General features: G+C 64.5%; 17 protein-coding genes. 4 read left to right on the top strand and 13 right to left on the bottom strand.

Annotation, left to right across the window (positions count from 1 at the left end; translation table 11 throughout):
• Nucleotides 1–82 precede the first annotated feature (82 nt).
• Nucleotides 83–754, top strand: a complete 672-nt coding sequence (locus tag EN861_RS19795) for an FCD domain-containing protein (protein WP_127277803.1) — start codon at nt 83–85, stop codon at nt 752–754.
• A gap of 42 nt (nt 755–796) precedes the next feature.
• On the opposite strand, the gene EN861_RS19790 is transcribed toward EN861_RS19795, so the two are convergent.
• Genes EN861_RS19790 through EN861_RS19760 form a run of 7 tightly spaced genes read right to left on the bottom strand, consistent with a single transcriptional unit; the run spans nt 797 to nt 7,107 of the window.
• Entirely contained in the window at nt 797–1,588 is a 792-nt protein-coding gene (locus EN861_RS19790; RefSeq protein WP_127277802.1) for an SIS domain-containing protein, read from the bottom strand.
• 39 nt (nt 1,589–1,627) lie between these two features.
• Nucleotides 1,628–2,398: a GntR family transcriptional regulator gene (locus EN861_RS19785; RefSeq protein WP_135865131.1), complete on the bottom strand. Its 771-nt coding sequence runs from the start codon at nt 2,396–2,398 to the stop codon at nt 1,628–1,630.
• Complete coding sequence (locus EN861_RS19780) at nt 2,395–3,270, bottom strand: ROK family protein (RefSeq protein ID WP_135865129.1); 876 nt, start codon at nt 3,268–3,270, stop codon at nt 2,395–2,397. Before EN861_RS19780 ends, EN861_RS19785 begins: the two co-directional genes overlap by 4 nt.
• The gene (locus EN861_RS19775) at nt 3,267–4,007 is read right to left on the bottom strand and encodes a PIG-L family deacetylase (protein ID WP_127277766.1); all 741 of its coding nucleotides are present in this window, start codon (nt 4,005–4,007) and stop codon (nt 3,267–3,269) included. The genes EN861_RS19780 and EN861_RS19775 overlap by 4 nt, the downstream gene beginning before the upstream one ends.
• On the bottom strand, nt 4,004–4,858 hold the full coding sequence (locus EN861_RS19770; RefSeq protein WP_127277765.1) for a carbohydrate ABC transporter permease: 855 nt from the start codon (nt 4,856–4,858) through the stop codon (nt 4,004–4,006). The genes EN861_RS19775 and EN861_RS19770 overlap by 4 nt, the downstream gene beginning before the upstream one ends.
• Nucleotides 4,855–5,787 carry a sugar ABC transporter permease gene (locus EN861_RS19765; protein WP_127277764.1) on the bottom strand — a complete coding sequence of 311 codons (933 nt, stop codon included), beginning with the start codon at nt 5,785–5,787 and terminating at the stop codon, nt 4,855–4,857. Before EN861_RS19765 ends, EN861_RS19770 begins: the two co-directional genes overlap by 4 nt.
• Nucleotides 5,788–5,835: 48 nt before the next feature.
• Nucleotides 5,836–7,107 carry an extracellular solute-binding protein gene (locus EN861_RS19760; RefSeq protein ID WP_127277763.1) on the bottom strand — a complete coding sequence of 424 codons (1,272 nt, stop codon included), beginning with the start codon at nt 7,105–7,107 and terminating at the stop codon, nt 5,836–5,838.
• 325 nt (nt 7,108–7,432) lie between these two features.
• On the opposite strand from EN861_RS19760, the gene EN861_RS19755 reads away from it, so the two are divergent.
• From EN861_RS19755 to EN861_RS19745, 3 genes are read left to right on the top strand one after another with little or no spacing between them, the layout of a single operon-like run.
• The gene (locus EN861_RS19755; RefSeq protein WP_127277762.1) at nt 7,433–8,725 is read left to right on the top strand and encodes an extracellular solute-binding protein; all 1,293 of its coding nucleotides are present in this window, start codon (nt 7,433–7,435) and stop codon (nt 8,723–8,725) included.
• Nucleotides 8,726–8,738: 13 nt separating this feature from the next.
• Nucleotides 8,739–9,629: a sugar ABC transporter permease gene (locus tag EN861_RS19750; protein WP_127277761.1), complete on the top strand. Its 891-nt coding sequence runs from the start codon at nt 8,739–8,741 to the stop codon at nt 9,627–9,629.
• Nucleotides 9,626–10,489 (top strand): carbohydrate ABC transporter permease, encoded by an 864-nt coding sequence (locus tag EN861_RS19745; protein ID WP_127277760.1) that lies wholly within the window; start codon nt 9,626–9,628, stop codon nt 10,487–10,489. Before EN861_RS19750 ends, EN861_RS19745 begins: the two co-directional genes overlap by 4 nt.
• Nucleotides 10,490–10,588: 99 nt before the next feature.
• Here EN861_RS19745 and pobA read toward each other — a convergent pair whose 3' ends face one another.
• From pobA to pcaD, 6 genes are read right to left on the bottom strand one after another with little or no spacing between them, the layout of a single operon-like run.
• Nucleotides 10,589–11,761: a 4-hydroxybenzoate 3-monooxygenase gene (pobA, locus tag EN861_RS19740; RefSeq protein WP_135865127.1), complete on the bottom strand. Its 1,173-nt coding sequence runs from the start codon at nt 11,759–11,761 to the stop codon at nt 10,589–10,591.
• A complete protein-coding gene (locus tag EN861_RS19735) occupies nt 11,761–12,813 on the bottom strand; it encodes a 3-carboxy-cis,cis-muconate cycloisomerase (RefSeq protein ID WP_127277758.1) in 1,053 nt (350 codons plus the stop codon). Before EN861_RS19735 ends, pobA begins: the two co-directional genes overlap by 1 nt.
• Nucleotides 12,814–12,828: 15 nt before the next feature.
• Nucleotides 12,829–13,443: a protocatechuate 3,4-dioxygenase subunit alpha gene (gene pcaG, locus EN861_RS19730; RefSeq protein ID WP_127277757.1), complete on the bottom strand. Its 615-nt coding sequence runs from the start codon at nt 13,441–13,443 to the stop codon at nt 12,829–12,831.
• The gene (pcaH, locus tag EN861_RS19725) at nt 13,443–14,195 is read right to left on the bottom strand and encodes a protocatechuate 3,4-dioxygenase subunit beta (RefSeq protein WP_127277756.1); all 753 of its coding nucleotides are present in this window, start codon (nt 14,193–14,195) and stop codon (nt 13,443–13,445) included. Before pcaH ends, pcaG begins: the two co-directional genes overlap by 1 nt.
• Nucleotides 14,188–14,598, bottom strand: coding sequence for a 4-carboxymuconolactone decarboxylase (gene pcaC / locus EN861_RS19720; protein ID WP_127277755.1), 411 nt, complete (start codon nt 14,596–14,598; stop codon nt 14,188–14,190). The genes pcaH and pcaC overlap by 8 nt, the downstream gene beginning before the upstream one ends.
• The gene (gene pcaD / locus EN861_RS19715) at nt 14,591–15,400 is read right to left on the bottom strand and encodes a 3-oxoadipate enol-lactonase (RefSeq protein ID WP_127277754.1); all 810 of its coding nucleotides are present in this window, start codon (nt 15,398–15,400) and stop codon (nt 14,591–14,593) included. Before pcaD ends, pcaC begins: the two co-directional genes overlap by 8 nt.
• Between the last annotated feature and the right edge of the window lie 37 nt (nt 15,401–15,437).

Below are 15,437 nucleotides of genomic sequence, written 5' to 3'. Positions count from 1 at the left end.
CGCACCGGCGCTGCGTAATGGACGGCGGCGCAGGAAGCTGATATGCGTGGTTCAGTATCGGATCAGATAAAAGTTGCCAGGCATGCCAAAGCTCGTCGCCAACGATATCGCCACCGTCCTGAAAAAACGCATCTCCTCGGGCGAGTGGATCGAGAATGGCCGCATGCCGCCGGAACGCGATCTTGCGAGCGAGTTCGGTGTCGCGCGCAACACGGTGCGGCGCGCCGTTTCCTTCCTCGAGGAGGACGGCACGGTGGTGCGCCATGTCGGGCGCGGAACTTTCCTGACCGCCACCAATCCAGCCTCGATGGCGGCGGTTGTCGGCCGGATGGAAGGCACCAGCCCGGCCGATATGATGGAGATCCGGCAGCTGCTGGAACCGGCGGCGGCATCGTTCGCCGCCACCAATGCCAGCGCCATGGAGCTCAACGCGGTGCGCGAGGCGCACAAGATCGCCTGCGAAGCGCAGGACATGCCGACCTTCGAACACTGGGACGCGGAGTTCCATCACCGCATCTTCGCCTGCTCGCGCAACGAATTCCTCAAGGAGATCCACAATCTGATGCGCATCCTGCGCAATCAGGCACCGTGGTTCGAAATGAAGAAGCGCTCCTTTTCCGAGGAGCGCCGCGGCATCTATTGCAGCGAACACCAGACGGTTCTCGACGCGCTGCTGCGCCGCGATCCGGAGAGCGCCAGCCAGGCCATGCTGGCGCATCTGAAAACCGTCGAGCGCAATCTTTTGGGGCGGTGATCGCGCCGGGAAGGCGCGGCAGCGCCTCCCCCGCCCCTAGTATCACTCGCCGCGCATCGTTGCCTGGAAAGTCGGCAGGTGCTTCTTCTGCGCTTCCAGCATGCGTTCGCGGTAGACACCGTAGATGACGTCGGTGTCGTGCAGCGTGACGCCCGCGATCGTCGGCGAGGCAAAGACCGGCAGTTCGATGCCGCGCTTGGCGAGCTGCTCGGCGGTGCGGGCAATCAGCTCATGCGCCAGGATCATGGCGAGCACCGTCGACGAACCGGACACCGGACGACTCCAGCCCTCGACCGGCACGATGGCGTCCTCGATCGGCGAGCAGGTGTCGATGACGAGATCGGCCGCATCCGCCAGCCGCTTGCCGGAGGAATGCGTGGCAGGCTTGTCGAGATTGTTCTTGCTGGTCACCGCGACGACGAAGATGCCGCGTTTTTTCGCGTAGAGCGCGGTGTCGATGCCCGACGAATTGCGGCCGCTATGGCCGAAGATAATGATGGAATCGCCCTTGTTGAGCGGCTGGTGATCGAGGAACTTCTCGGCGTATCTTTCGGTCCGCTCCAGCCACAGAAGCTCGCGCACGCCGCCGGCGCCGAGCACGTTGTGCCACATCACGCGCGGGTCGGTCAGCGGATTGAAGCCGACATAGCTGCCGTAGCGCGGGAACACTTCCTGCACCGGCAGCACCGAATGGCCCGAACCGTAGAGATGGACCAGACCGCCGCCTTCAAGCGAATCGGCGAAGCGGGTGGAGGCCTCGCCGAAGGCCTCTTCGTTGGTTTTCGCTGCCTTGTCGATGAGAGCGGCGAGACGGTGGATGTAGAGATCGGACACGTGGGTACTCCTGTTTAAGTGTCTGCTTGGGAGGGTGGATCAGCTTCGCGGGTTCGAAGGGACGCGCCCGGCGCGCAGTGTCGAGCGGATTTCGTAGCGGTCGCCGCGCATGATGGAGACGGTGAATTCGAAAGGCCTGTGCTCGTCGGTGGTGATGCGTTCGACGATGAAGGCGGGGCTGCCGGCGGGCAGGTCGAGCAGCTCGGCGTCCGCCGCGCCAATGGCACCGACGCGGTAGTTTTCCCGCGCGGCCACCGGCACGATGCCGTAGTGACGCTCGAGCGCTTCGTAGAGCGAGCCTTGCAGCAGGCCGGCGTCGAGGAACCCCGGCACGCGCGCCGCCGAAAGCTGCGCCGTCTGGATGCCGATCGGCTCGTTGTTGCCCAACCTGAGACGCCGGATGCGCACCACCGGATCGCCTTCCTCGATCTCCAGCGCGCCGGCCGCCGCAGCATTGGCCGTCGTCAGGCTGCAATCGAGCAGGCGCGAGCCGGCGACCACGCCCATATTGCCCATTTCCTGGGTGAAGCTGGTCAGCTCGCGCGTGCCGGCCACCAGCGTGGTCGAGCGCACGAAGGTGCCGCGGCCATGCTCGCGCCGCAGCAGCCCGCCTTCCTCCAGATTGCGCAGAGCATGGCGCAAGGTGATGCGGCTGACGCCAAACAGAGCGCACAGCCGGTCTTCCGCCGGGATCTGGTCGCCGGTCGCCCATTCGCCGCTCTTGACGATGGCGCGGATCGCCTCCTCGACCTGATACCAGAGCGGCTCCGGGCGTCTGCGGTCCGGCTGCTGAAAGCTCGCTTCGCTCATCGCACCTGTCTCCACTCTTTCCCGGCGCGACCAGCCAGCGCCGCGCCGACAAGACCGGCACCCGGACCGAACCGGCCGGGCCGGACATCGATGCCACGCAGATGCGCCGGCAACTGACGCCGCAGCGCGGCAAGCAGCGGCGGCCGCATCACCTCCAGCGCCTCGGCCAGTCCCCCCGAAATCAAAACCGCCTGCGGATCGAGAAGCGCCACGGCCCCGGCCAGCGCCGTGCCGAGCCGCCGCGCCGGCACTTCCAGCAAGGTCTGCGCTGCGAGTTCGCCTGACTGAGCGGCGGCGATCAGTTGGCGGCCATCGGTGAGGCCGATCTGGCCGGCAAGCGCATCGAGCGCCCGGCCCGAGGCGACGCGCTCCAGCCAGCCGCTGCGCTCCTCGCCATGATCCTTGATGTCGGCGCAAGCCCAGCCGAACGAGCAGGCGCCGCCATGCGCGCCGGCAACGATGCGGCCGTTGGCCAGCACCGCCGAGCCGATGCCGGTGCCAATGGCGAGCAGGATCGCATCCGACATGCCTTTTGCCGCACCCTCGACGGCTTCCGCCAGCAGCGCGATCTGCGCGTCGTTGCCGAGCGCCACGGGCAGGCCTGGAAACAGGGCCTGGACGTCGACGCCGTCGAGAAACGGCAGGTTCGGGATCCAGCGGCAGACGACACCTTCGACGAGCCCGGGCACCGCGATGCCGAGCGCCTCGACCGCCCCGGCTCCAGCGCGCAGCGCCTGGATGCGGGCGACGAACGCATCAAGGCTTGCCGGCGCCGGCTCGCGGCTCGGCATGTCCAGCGCGCCGACATCGCCGGTGAAGACGGCGGCGCGCAGATTGGTGCCGCCGAGATCGATGGCCAGAACCCGCGTCATCGGCCGGGCCCCTTGCCGAACGGCGGCGCGAACAGGCCGCTGCCGGCATTCCACGAATGCGACGCCGCCGCGAAGGCTTGTGCGTAACGCGTACCGCGCAGGCAGCCGCGCAACCGGTAGAGCGCGCTGTAGTAATCGACATAGGGAAAGCTGCTCAGGCCCCGCGCCAACTCGTACTCCTTGACCGCCTCGCTCCAGGCCTCGAAGCCGTCGCTGACATCGACGAGATGTTCGGGCCGAAAACCGTCATCATCCTCCCAGTTCTCGCCGAACAGGAGCAGTTGCGGCGTGTGCGCCGGGTTGTCGCTGGCTACCGTCGGCAGGGCGGCGTAGAAGATGCCGGTTTGCGTCAGATGCGCGGCGGCGCGATGGTCCTTGTGCCAGCTGCCGTGCCAATGAGTGATGACGATCTCGGGTTTGAGTTCGCGAATGATGTCGCATACCTCGAGCGCCGTCTCGTCGTCCGACGGCAGGAAGGCGTCGCGCAGGCCGAGGCTGCGCACCTTGACACCAAGCCGCTCGGCGGCCCTGCCCGCTTCCTCTTCCTTCTGCACGCAATAATGCGCGGGGATGAGGCAGGGATGCCCCTGCTCGCCCATGGTCAGGTGCAGGAAGGTCACCGAAGCGCCGCGTTTAACGGCGGCGGCGGCCAGCGGCCCAGCGATCACCTCGGCATCGAAGGCGTGCGCGCCGACGACCAGGATGGAGCTTGCGGCGTAGATCCTGTCTTCGATCATTTCATGCCTCCCCCGGCGCCGACGCCTTCGCGAATCTGGCGGGCGAGCAGACAATACATGATCAGGATGGGCGCCATGGAGATCGCCAGCGAGGCGAAGACCAGGCCCCAGTCGGTGCGGAACTGGCCGACGAAGACGCTGATCGCCAGCGGCACGGTCTTGTAGCGGTCGTCGAAGATGAAGATCAGCGGGAAGAAGAAGTCGTTCCACACAGCGATCGCCGTGAAGATGGCGACGATCGACACCGCCGGCTTCACCATCGGCAGGATAATCTGGAACAGGATGCGGACCTCGCCGGCGCCATCCATGCGCGCCGCCTCGTCGAGTTCGGAGGGCAACACGCGCATGAAGTTGGCGAAGATGAAGACGGCGAAGGGAATGCGGATCGCCGAATAGACGAGGATCAGCCCGGTCAGCGAATCGAGCAGGCCGAGCTTGCGCATCAAGGTGAACAGTTCGACCGAGGCCAGCCTGATCGGCAGCATGATGCCCGACAGGAACAGGCCGAGCATGATGGCATTCCAGCCGAGCCGGTAGCGGCTGAGCGGATAGGCGGCCATCGCCGAGACGACGATGGTGAGAATGACCGCGCCGCCGGTGACGATCAGGCTGTTGATGAAATTGTGGCCGAGATCGGCGCGCGTCCACGCCCGGACGAAATTGTCGAAGGCCCAGCTTTGCGGCAGGCCGAGCCGATTGTCATAGATCTCGGCGGTCGTCTTGAAGCAGGAGACGACGAGGATGTAGAGCGGCAGCAGAACCGCGGCCGTCCAGCAGACCAGCACCGTCCAGCCGGGCAGCCGCGCCAGTCTCGGCGAGAAGGTCCTGTGCGGGATCGCCAGCGCGCTCACAACTGCACCGTGCGGCGATCGAAGAAGCGCAGCATCAGAAGCGTGCCGATGCTGAGGATCAGGAACAGTACGGTGCCCAAGGCCAGCGCCAGCCCGATATCCGTGATGCCGACAGCGCCCTCGGCGCCAAAGGCCAGCCGGTAGAAATAGGTCACCAGCGTGTCGGTCGCGTAGCTCGGATTGCCCTGCACGCCCTGCATGACATAGACGATGTCGAACTGGTTGAAGGTGTTGATAAACGACAGCGTCGTCAGCGTGCCGAGCGCCGGCATCAAAAGCGGCAGCGCGATCGAAAACAGCATGCGTGCATTGCCGGCGCCGTCGAGCTTGGCCGCCTCGAAGATCTGGCCGGAAATCTGCCGCAGGCCGGCCGTGTAGATCAGCACCGGCAAGCCCATCCAGTTCCAGACGTCGACGGCGATCAGCATTCCGAGGGCCGTGTGGCTGTTGCCGAGCACGGTGAGGCTGCCCTCATGCAGGCCAAGCCCGTTCAGCGCCCATTCGACTACGCCGCCGGGCGCCAGGAGCAGCCGCCACAGCGCACCGACGATGACCGGGCTCAGCACCGCCGGAAAGAAAAACACCGACTGGAAGAAGGCCGCGCCCCTGTCGCGCAGGAACAGCAGCCAGGCGAACAAAAGACCGATGCCGTTCTGGAAGACCATGATGCCGAAGAACCAGGCGGTGTTGTGCCAGAGCGCGCCGTAGAGCCGCGCGCCGCTCGGGAAGACGAACAGCCGCGAGAAATTCGACAAACCGGCAAACTCGACCATGCGCAGCCCCTTCCAGATGAAGAAGCTGCCCCACAGCGACATCGCCAGGGGATAGAGGACGAAGAGCGCATAGACGGCCAGCGCCGGCAGGATGAAAAGCACGGCCATGCGCTGCTGCGTGCGTTTCAGGCTGCTTGTACGGTGAAGGTTGGCCATACGTTCTGTCCGGCGAGAGGCCGGCCGCGATGCGACCGGCCCGGCTCCTCACTGCTTCGGCTTGAACCAGGTGGCGACGGCGGCCTGAATATCGGCGGCCAGCTTCTCGGGTGCGATGTTGCCTTCGACCATGTCGATGATCTCCGACTGCAAGACCGAGGAGGCCGTCGGCGACTGCCAGCGAAAGCCGACCAGCGTCAGATAGGGTGTCGAGTTCTTCGACATTTCCATCATCTGCGCCAGCACAGGATCCTTCACCGTCACATCGGTGCGGGCCGGAGGCCAGCCGAGCTCGTCTGCGAACAGCTGGGCGAATTCGGCCGAGGCCATGAAGCCAAGCACCTTGGTGGCGGCCTCCTTGTTCTGACTCTCGGAGACGAGACCGTAGGAGCCGTCCGAGAAGGCCGAGGTATAGAGCTTGGTCCCGGCATCGTCGGCCGGGAATGGGAAGATGGAGAATTTCAGCTTCGGATTCTGCGCCTTGAAACTGCCGTTCTCAAAGGACCCGCCGAGGAACATCGCCGCCTTGCCGCCGATGAACTGCTGCGTGGCCGTGGTGTAGTCGATGCCGGCGAAGCCGTCGGGGAAATAGGGCTTCAGCTCGGCGAAGCGCTTCAGTGCCGCGACATAGCGGGGGTCCTCGAAGGTCGCCTTGCCGGTCATCATCTCGTCGTAGAAGCCGGGGCCGTAGACGGTCGGGCCGATGACACCGACGCCGATCTCCAGTTCCCAGGCGGAGCCATTGGCGCCGCCGGTGGCGATCGGGGTGATGCCGGCCGCCTTCAGCTTCTCGCAGGCGGCGACGAAATCCTTGTAGGTCTTGGGGATCTCGATGCCTTGCGCGGCAAAGATATCCTGGTTGTAGAACACCCCCATCATCGGCACCGAATAAGGCACGCCGTAGACCTTGCCGTCGGTGCGGCCGCGCGCGCCACCAAGGGCTGCGTCCGGCATGTTCTTCAATTCCGGCACGCTGTCGTCGAGCACGTCGAGATAGCCGGCATCGACGAAGGGCTGCAACTCGCCATAGGCCTTGAGCTGGGCGATATCAGGCCCGCGGCCGCCGCGCAGCGCCGTGCTCAGCCGGTTCTGGTAGTCGGCATCCGGGGTGAACTGGATGTTGACCTTGATGCCGGGGTTCTTGGCCTCGAAGGCGTCGAAGATGCGGCGCATCGCCGCCTCGTCCTCGGTGCGCCAGCTCCACAATGTCACCGTGCTGTCGGCCCTGGCCGGCAGGGTCGTGAAGATGCCCGCGCAGGCGGCGGCAAGGCCGCCGATCAGCCCTAGCGCGGCGCGCCGGTGAATTGAAAGCATGCTCATTGCCAGTTCTCCCGTTTTTCTCTGTCCTTGGCGTCCCGCGACACTTCGATGCCGCGCGAGAGTCATTCGCTCGGCCTAAGTCATTATAACGACATAGCGTTGTTAGCAAGAGGTGTCATTTTCCCTCAGAACGGCATCGTCGAATGATCTGATTCAATCAATTCTAATAACTTATTGTTTTTGAATAACTAAATATCTCACTGTGGTGGCCATGGAAAGATGGTGCCAGTTTCTGCATGCAGCTTTTTCGCAAACGGGCCTTGCGCGATCGCTTCATGTTGTCATAACGTCATCGTGATCGCTATGCTCAAGTGGAGGATGAGGGATGTCGTTTGCCTGGACGTCGAAACTGGCACTGGCCGCGGGTCTTGCCATCCTGCCCGCCAGCGGCTGGGCGCAATCGGTCAACATCTCCTACCTGACGCACTGGTCGCCCGAGACGGTGGCGCTGCTGGAAGCGGCGGCCAAGGATTACGCCAAGACCAATCCCGACATCAGCGTCACCGTGCGCGCCGTTCCTTTCGGCGATCTCCTGACCACGCTTCGCTCCCAAGGCGGCGGTGCGGACGGTCCGACAATCGGTGGCATCTACGATCTCTGGCTGCCGGAACTCGCCCGCGACAAGCTCGTCGCTCCTGCCCCCGATGCGGTGGCGAGCGAGGTCAAGGGCGCCTGGCCGGCGGGCGTCGTCAGCGCCGCTTCGGTCGGCGACAAGCTCTACGGCATACCTAACGAGATCGACGTCTACGCGCTCAACTACAACAAGGCGCTGTTCAAGCAGGCCGGCATCGCCGCTCCGCCAAAGACGTGGGACGAGTTCAAGGACGCGGCGCGGAAACTGACCAACAAGGACGCCGGCCAACAGGGTTTTGGCATGATCAATTCATGGGCCGCGGGCGTCGTCCATCCCTTCGCGTCACTGCTGGTTTCCAATGGCGGCGAGTTGGTTAGGGAGGGCAAGCCGGTGCTGGACAGCAAGCAGGCCGGCGAGACGTTCCAGCTTTATGAAGACCTCATCAAGTCCGGCGCCAGCGTGCCGGCCATGGCGACCGCCGACGCCAACACGACCGGCCCGTTCCTCGACAATTTCGTCTCCGGCAAGACCGGCATGATCATCATGGCCAACTGGTGGGAGAGTGCGCTGAAGACCGGCATGCGCGACAGGTTCACCGACATCGCCACGGCCCCCATCCCCGTCGGCCCGAGCGGCGACAAGCCGCATGCGATCTCCTATTCCTGGATGACCGTGGTCAACGCCAATGCGGGCCAGGCCGAGCAGAAGGCGGCATGGGATTTCCTGGCCTGGCTCAACAATCCGAAGTCCGGCAAGAACGGCGCGTCGGCCATGTCCGACATCCTGATGTCGATGGGCATCCTGCCGTCGCGCACCTCCGACATCGAGGCGCACAAGGACAAGCTCGGCTCGGAATTCCTGTCCGGCTATGTCAGCGTGCTCGCCGGCGCAAAGCCCTTCCCGGTGGTGCCCGGCGGACAGGAATTCTCGGAATCCCTGCAGCAGACGATCGAGGCGTTGCAGTATGGCCAGGTCTCGGCCAAGGATGCGCAGGCGACGGCGCAGGCCGACGCCACCTCGATCCTGGAGCGCGCCGCCAAATAATGATCAGACCGTAATGATCCAGAGGTACCGTGCCTCGGCGGGCATCATGCTTATGCCCGCCGTGACGCTGATCGGCATCTTCATCCTGCTGCCGATGCTGCTCACCGTCTGGCTGTCCTTCCAGGACTGGTCGACGCAGACACCGTTTTCCAGCGCCAGCTTCATCGGCCTTGACAATTTCCGCGAGATCTTCGGGCCGACCTCGGTCGGGCGCGACTTCAAGGGCGCGCTGACCAACACCGCCATTTATACCGCACTGTCCGTCGTCCTGATCCTGCCGCTGTCGGTGGCTTTCGGCCTGATGGTTTACCAGCACGATGTCGCCGGCGGCACGGCGCTGAGGACGGTGCTGTTCTCCACCTATATGGTGCCGATGATCGCGGTGGCGCTGGTCTGGTCGAAACTCTATTCGCCGAGCGAGGGGCCGCTCAACCAGATGCTCGGCCTGATCGGCGTCGGACCGCAGCCCTTCTTGTCGTCGCCGCGCTCGGCGCTGATCTCGATCGTCTTCCTCAACGTCTGGCAGCAGGTCGGCTATTTCACCGTGCTGGCAATCGCAGGGCTAACGCAGATTCCGGGCAGCCTCTACGAGGCGGCGAAGCTCGACGGCGCCAACCGATTCGAGCAGTTCCGCTTCATCACCTTGCCGCTGATGCGGCGCACGCTTTTGTTCAGCGCCGTCATCGCCATCATCAACGCAGTGCAAGTGTTCGAGCCGGTGGCGCTGATCACACAGGGCGGGCCGGTTGGCTCGACCAATGTCTTGACCTATCACATCCGCCGTGTCGGCATCGAACGCGCGCAGGGCGGACTGGGCTCGGCCATGGCTGTCATGCTGATGCTGTCGCTGATCGTCGTTGTCTGTGCGCTCTTCGCACTCGCCAACCGGAAGAACCAGGAATGAGCGCGGGATCGTCGAGCTGGCTTCCGCGCGGACGCCCCTCCGGCCGCAAGGCGCTGCTGGCGACGCTGATGCTGCTGGCCGCCGTCGCATCCGCCTTCCCGCTGGTGTGGATGGTGCTGTCGAGCCTGAAAACGCCGGCCGAGAGCATGCAGGTGCCACCGGTCTGGATACCGCATGCGCCGAGCCTCGAGTCCTATGAAAAGGTTTCGGGTGTGGTCAATGTCGGCCGCTCCATGTGGAACTCGCTGGTGATCGCCTCGATCACAACGGCCGGCGTGCTGGTCACCAGCATGATGGCCGGCTACGCCTTCGCCAAATACCACTTCCCCGGCCGCTCGCTTTTGTTTTCCGTGCTGATCGCCACCATGTTCCTGCCGCCGATCGTGACGCTGATCCCGCTCTATCGTCTTGTCGGCTCGATCGGCCTCAATGCCAGCCTTGCCGGCATCATCGTGCCCAACCTCGCCAATGCCTTCGGCATTTTCCTGATGCGCCAGTTCATCGCCGGGGTGCCCGACGACCTGGTCGACGCCGCGCGCATGGACGGTGCCTCGGAACTTTTGATCCTGTTCAAGATCGTGGCGCCGAGCGTGGCGCCCGCGATCGCCGCACTGGCGCTGTTCGCCTTCGTCTATCACTGGAACAGCTATCTGTGGCCGCTGACGGTGCTGCAGGGCAACGCCGACGCCTATCCGATCGTCATCAGCCTCAGCCGGCTGTTGAGCTACAACAGGGGCGCGGTCAACACCGGACTGGTGATGGCCGGCGCGACGCTGGCCGTGCTGCCGCCTCTCATCCTGTTCGTCTTCCTGCAGCGCTTCTTCGTCGATTCCATCGTCGGCTCGGCGATCAAGGGGTAGCCAAGGCATGATCCCGAAAAGTGGATAGCCGGTTTTCGAATAAGATCATGCTCAAACAGAGATAGAGCCCCATCCCGATCCATCGGGATGGAACAGGCTCTAATAAGGCAGGCCGACATAGTTTTCCGCCAACGCCGTCGACGCTGCGCGCGAGTGCACGAGATAGTCGAGTTCGGCCTCCTGGATGCGCTGGCCGAAGTCGCCGGTATCGGGAAAGCGATGCAGCATGGTCGTCATCCACCAGGAAAAGCGCACCGCCTTCCACACCCGCGCCAATGCCTTTTGCGAATAGGCGTCGATGCCGGCCATGGATTTCTCGCGGTAGAAGTCGCGCAAACCGGCAAAGAGATAGCGCACGTCGCTGGCGGCGAGGTTGAGACCCTTGGCGCCGGTCGGCGGCACGATGTGGGCGGCATCGCCGACCAGGAACAGCCGGCCGAAGCGCATGGGTTCGGCGACGAAGGAGCGCAGCGGTGCGATCGACTTTTCGAAGGACGGTCCGGTGGTGACGCCTGCTGCCGTCCGCTCCGGCAAGCGGCGGCGCAGCTCGTCCCAGAAGCGGTCGTCGGACCATGCCTCGACCCTGTCGTCCTGAGGGCACTGCACATAGTAGCGGCTGCGGTGCGTCGACCGCATCGAGCACAGCGCGAAGCCTCGCTCATGATTGGCATAGACCAGTTCATGATCGGCCGGCGGCACTTCCGCCAGCACGCCCAGCCAGCCGAACGGATATTGCCGCTCGAAGGTTTTCAGCGCCCGCGCTGGTGCCGATTTGCGGGAGACACCGTGATAGCCGTCACAGCCGGCGATAAAGTCGCAGTCGATGCGATGGCTGACGCCATCCCTCTCATAGGTGACGAAAGGCGCGGCACCGTCGAAATCGTGCAGCGCGACATCGGCTGCTTCATAGACGGTGACCAGTCCCGCCGCTTCGCGCTTGTCCATCAAATCATGTGTCACCTCGGTCTGGCCATAGACGGTGACATGCTTGCCACCGGTGAGTGCAGTGAGATCGATGCGGTGCAGCCGTCCGTCGAAAGCAAGCGAGATGCCGGAGTGCGGAAGGCCTTCGGCATGCAGCCTTTCAGCAGCACCAGCCTCCCCAAGCAGGTCGACCGTGCCCTGTTCGAGCACGCCGGCCCGCACGCGGCCAAGCACGTGCTCGCGGCTCGACCGCTCGAGGATGACGGTCTCGACGCCGATGGTGGCGAGCAACTGGCCGAGCAGCAGGCCGGACGGTCCCGAGCCGACGATGACGACCTGGGTGCGCATCAGTGGCCGAGGCTTTCGACCTGCGCGGCCAGTTCGGCGGCAAGGCGCAGGGATGCGGCCGTCGCGACGACCATCTGCGGCAGCAGCAGCCATTCCAGCGTCCAGGCGGAACCCGAACGCTCCTGCTCATGCACCAGCGCCTGATGCATGCCGGAAAGTTGCGTGGCGTTGAAACGAGCAAGCGCCACCAATGCTTCGGCCTTCACCGGGTTCTGCTTGTGCGGCATCGCCGACGAGCCGCCACCGCCCGATAGCTCGATGTCGGTGCCGCCTTGCGCCAGCAGCGCGATGTCCTGGCCGAACTTGCCGAGACTTCCCGTTATCAGCGACATCAGGCCGGCCAAGTCAGCGAGCGCATCGCGCTGGCTCTGCCATTGCGAGGCATCGCCGAGGCCGAGCCTGGCGGCAAGTGCGGCGCGCACCGCCAGCCCCTTGTCGCCAAGCTTTTCCAGAGTGCCGGCGGCGCCGCCGAACTGGAGGACGAGCAGGCGCGTCGACTGTTGCGACAGCCTCTCCTGGTGCCGCTGCAGTGGCGCCCGCCACGCCGTCACGCGATCCGCCACGGTGATCGGGATCGCCGGCTGCATGCGGGTCACCCCGGTCAGCGCCCTACCCCCGAAGCGCTCCTCCAGGGACGCGAGCCTTATGATTGTCTCGGTCAGCAGCAGGCCGAGATGCTCGACGACGGATTTCAGCCGGAGCACAAGGCTGGTGTCGATGACGTCCTGGCTGGTGGCGCCGAAATGGACCGAACCGCCATGCGGTTCGCCGACGGCCAGTTTGATCTGGCGCACCAGCTCCGGGACCACGACGCCATCCTTGGTGACCCCAGCGCGCAGCTTGCCGGTATCCGGCCGGAACGAGGCAATCGCCTTGACGATCGCCGCCGCGGCCTCCCTGGGGATGATGCCGCGGTCGGCCTCGGCTTCGGCCAAGGCACGTTCGAAATCCAGCATCGCGGCAATGTCGGCTTCCACCGAAAAATGCCGCGCCGCCTCCTCGTCGCCGAGCAGGCCCGAAAGCAGCGGATGGTCGAAGGGCGATACGGTCATGTCCTGCTCCGTCCATCAACTGTCGAAGAAGACGGTTTCCTTGTCCCCCTGGAGATGGATATCGAAGATATAGGCGTCGCCCTGGCGCTCGGCGATCAGCGTCGACACGCGAACGCGGTGCTCGATACGCGCCAGGATCGGATCCTCGCCATTGGCTTCTTCCTCGTCGGAAAAATAGAGCCGTGTATGCAGACCGAGGTTGATGCCGCGCGCGACGATCCAGAGCGTGATGTGTGGCGCCATCAGGCGACCGTCGCGGAACGGCACGCGGCCGGGCTTGATGGTCTCGAACGAGCAGAGCCCGGTTTCCATGTCGGTCGGGCAACGGCCCCAGCCGAAGAAGTTCGGATCGGCGGCACCGCGCATCTCCGCGGACGAATTGTAGAGCCCGTCGGCATCCGCCTGCCAGATCTCGATCAGCGCGTCCTTCAACGGCGTGCCGGTGCCGTCGAGCACGCGAATGCGCAACTCGATGCGCTCGCCCTTGGTCCGCTCATTGACCATGGCCGAGCCAAGATCGTCCTCATAGACGCCGCCGATGCCGCAGAAATTCGGCGTCAGCCCGATGTGGACATAGGGTCCGGCGGTCTGCGAAGGGCTCTCTTTCGGCCGGTCGAGCGACTGCGCCATCAATTGCCCTCCGGTCTGTTTTCGAACAGCGTCGAGCGGCGCCCGCGCAGCACGATATCGAATTTGTAGGCAAGCGCGTCCATCGGGATTGTCGATTGCATGTCGAGCGCGGCAATCAGCGCTTCGACGGCCGCCTTGTCGCGAATGCCGCCGACGATCGGACAGCGCCAGATCAGCGGATCGCCCTCGAAATACATCTGCGTGATCAGCCGCTGCGCGAAGCCGTGGCCGAAAACCGAAAAATGGATGTGCGCCGGCCGCCAGTCGTTCGGGCCGTTCGGCCAGGGATAAGGACCGGGCCTGACAGTGCGAAAGGCATAGGCGCCGTCCTCGCCGGTGAGGGTGCGGCCGCATCCGCCGAAATTCGGATCGAGCGGCGCCAGATAGCCGTCCTTCTTATGGCGATAGCGGCCGCCGGCATTGGCCTGCCAGAATTCGAGCAGCGCACCAGGAACGCCAACGCCGCGCTCGTCGAGCACCCGCCCATGGACGATGATGCGCTCGCCGATGGCGCTCTCGCCCGGCCTGGCGAAATTGTGGATCAGGTCGTTGTCGCGTTCACGGATCATGGCATGGCCAAACACCGGGCCGGTCAGTTCCGACAGCGTGTTGTCGAATGACAGCAATGCCTTCTGTGGAGAACGCAGCACAGAACTCTTGTAACTCGGCGTGAACGCCGGCGGGTGCCATTGGCGGTCGCGCTGGAAGAAGGCGCCGGTTTCCGGCGTCTGGTTGGAGCCGGGCTCAGCCATGGGCAGCCTTGTCTGCGTCCATTTCCGCAAACACCTCCTTGGCAATCCTGAAGGCGCGGTTGGCCGCCGGCACGCCGGCATAGATCGCGACATGCAGGAAGGCCTCGCAAATATCCTCGCGCGTCGCACCGGTGTTGGCGGTGGCGCGCACATGCAAGGCGACCTCTTCATCATGGCCGAGTGCGGCCAGCAGCGCCAGCGTGACGATCGAGCGTTCGCGCTTGCTGAAGCCTGGTCTGGCCCACACCGTTCCCCAGGCAGCCTCGGTGATCAGTTCCTGGAAAGGCTGGTCGAAATCGGTGGCAGCGACCTCGGCCCGGTCGACATGCGGATCGCCGAGCACGGCGCGCCGCACCGCAAGGCCGGTGCGATATCTGGTCGCGTTGCCGGGGACTTCATCCATGAGTTTGTGCTCCAGGGGCAAGCGATGCGATGAAATCGCGGATCAGCGCGGTGAGCGCCTCGGGTTGTTCGACGCAGGGAATGTGCCCGGCGTCGCGGATGATCTCGAAACGCGAACCGGGGATAAGAGCCGCCAGCGAGCGGACAAGATCGGGAGGTGTCGAGCCATCCTGGTCGCCGGCGATACAGAGCGTCGGCACGGCGATGCGGCATGCCACGTCGGTGAAATCCGCGTCGCGAACCGCCACGCAAGTCCCGATATAGCCGGCAGGCGATTGCCGGGTCATCATGTTCCAATAGCCGTCAAGCTCGGCCATCCGCGCGGTATGGAAGGTCGGAGTGAACCACACTTTGAGCACGCCATCCGCAACGGCCTGGATGCCCTTGCTTTCGACCGTCGCAATGCGTGTGTTCCAGCTGTCCGTCGTACCGATCTTGTGGGCCGTGTCACACAGGATCATGGCCTCGACGATTTCGGGCCGCCTGGCATATAGCCCTTGCGCGATCATGCCACCGACCGACAGGCCGCACAGCACGACCTTCTCCAACCCGAAATGATCGATGAGCGCCGAGAGATCGTCGACATGATCGTCGATCGACCTGATGTCACCGATGTCGGACAGTCCGTGGCCGCGCTTGTCGTAGACCAGCAAGGGCATTTCCCCCTCAAGCGCCGAGACAGTTTCGTCCCAGATGCGAAAGTCGGTGCCCAGCGAATTGATGAACACCACCGGTGGCGTCCTGCCGTTCGCCTCGACATATCGGTGATGCAGCGTGATGCCGCCAAGGGTGACGAATGGCACGATTTCAATCCTCCATCTCCACATTGCACAAGGCGTT

Origin of the sequence: Mesorhizobium sp. M8A.F.Ca.ET.218.01.1.1 (assembly GCF_004791165.1) — a bacterium.
Classification (GTDB): domain Bacteria; phylum Pseudomonadota; class Alphaproteobacteria; order Rhizobiales; family Rhizobiaceae; genus Mesorhizobium.
Note: the sequence above shows the minus strand (reverse complement) of the source record. Positions and strands in the feature narration are given on the sequence as shown.

Excerpts from the sequence above, each read along its gene's own strand:
- EN861_RS19795 (WP_127277803.1), top strand. The coding sequence starts at position 83 with ATGCCAAAGCTCGTCGCCAACGATATCGCCACCGTCCTGAAAAAACGC.
- EN861_RS19785 (WP_135865131.1), bottom strand. The coding sequence starts at position 2,398 with ATGAGCGAAGCGAGCTTTCAGCAGCCGGACCGCAGACGCCCGGAGCCG.
- EN861_RS19780 (WP_135865129.1), bottom strand. The coding sequence starts at position 3,270 with ATGACGCGGGTTCTGGCCATCGATCTCGGCGGCACCAATCTGCGCGCC.
- EN861_RS19775 (WP_127277766.1), bottom strand. The coding sequence starts at position 4,007 with ATGATCGAAGACAGGATCTACGCCGCAAGCTCCATCCTGGTCGTCGGC.
- EN861_RS19765 (WP_127277764.1), bottom strand. The coding sequence starts at position 5,787 with ATGGCCAACCTTCACCGTACAAGCAGCCTGAAACGCACGCAGCAGCGC.
- EN861_RS19760 (WP_127277763.1), bottom strand. The coding sequence starts at position 7,107 with ATGAGCATGCTTTCAATTCACCGGCGCGCCGCGCTAGGGCTGATCGGC.
- EN861_RS19755 (WP_127277762.1), top strand. The coding sequence starts at position 7,433 with ATGTCGTTTGCCTGGACGTCGAAACTGGCACTGGCCGCGGGTCTTGCC.
- EN861_RS19750 (WP_127277761.1), top strand. The coding sequence starts at position 8,739 with ATGATCCAGAGGTACCGTGCCTCGGCGGGCATCATGCTTATGCCCGCC.
- EN861_RS19745 (WP_127277760.1), top strand. The coding sequence starts at position 9,626 with ATGAGCGCGGGATCGTCGAGCTGGCTTCCGCGCGGACGCCCCTCCGGC.
- pobA (WP_135865127.1), bottom strand. The coding sequence starts at position 11,761 with ATGCGCACCCAGGTCGTCATCGTCGGCTCGGGACCGTCCGGCCTGCTG.
- EN861_RS19735 (WP_127277758.1), bottom strand. The coding sequence starts at position 12,813 with ATGACCGTATCGCCCTTCGACCATCCGCTGCTTTCGGGCCTGCTCGGC.
- pcaG (WP_127277757.1), bottom strand. The coding sequence starts at position 13,443 with ATGGCGCAGTCGCTCGACCGGCCGAAAGAGAGCCCTTCGCAGACCGCC.
- pcaH (WP_127277756.1), bottom strand. The coding sequence starts at position 14,195 with ATGGCTGAGCCCGGCTCCAACCAGACGCCGGAAACCGGCGCCTTCTTC.
- pcaC (WP_127277755.1), bottom strand. The coding sequence starts at position 14,598 with ATGGATGAAGTCCCCGGCAACGCGACCAGATATCGCACCGGCCTTGCG.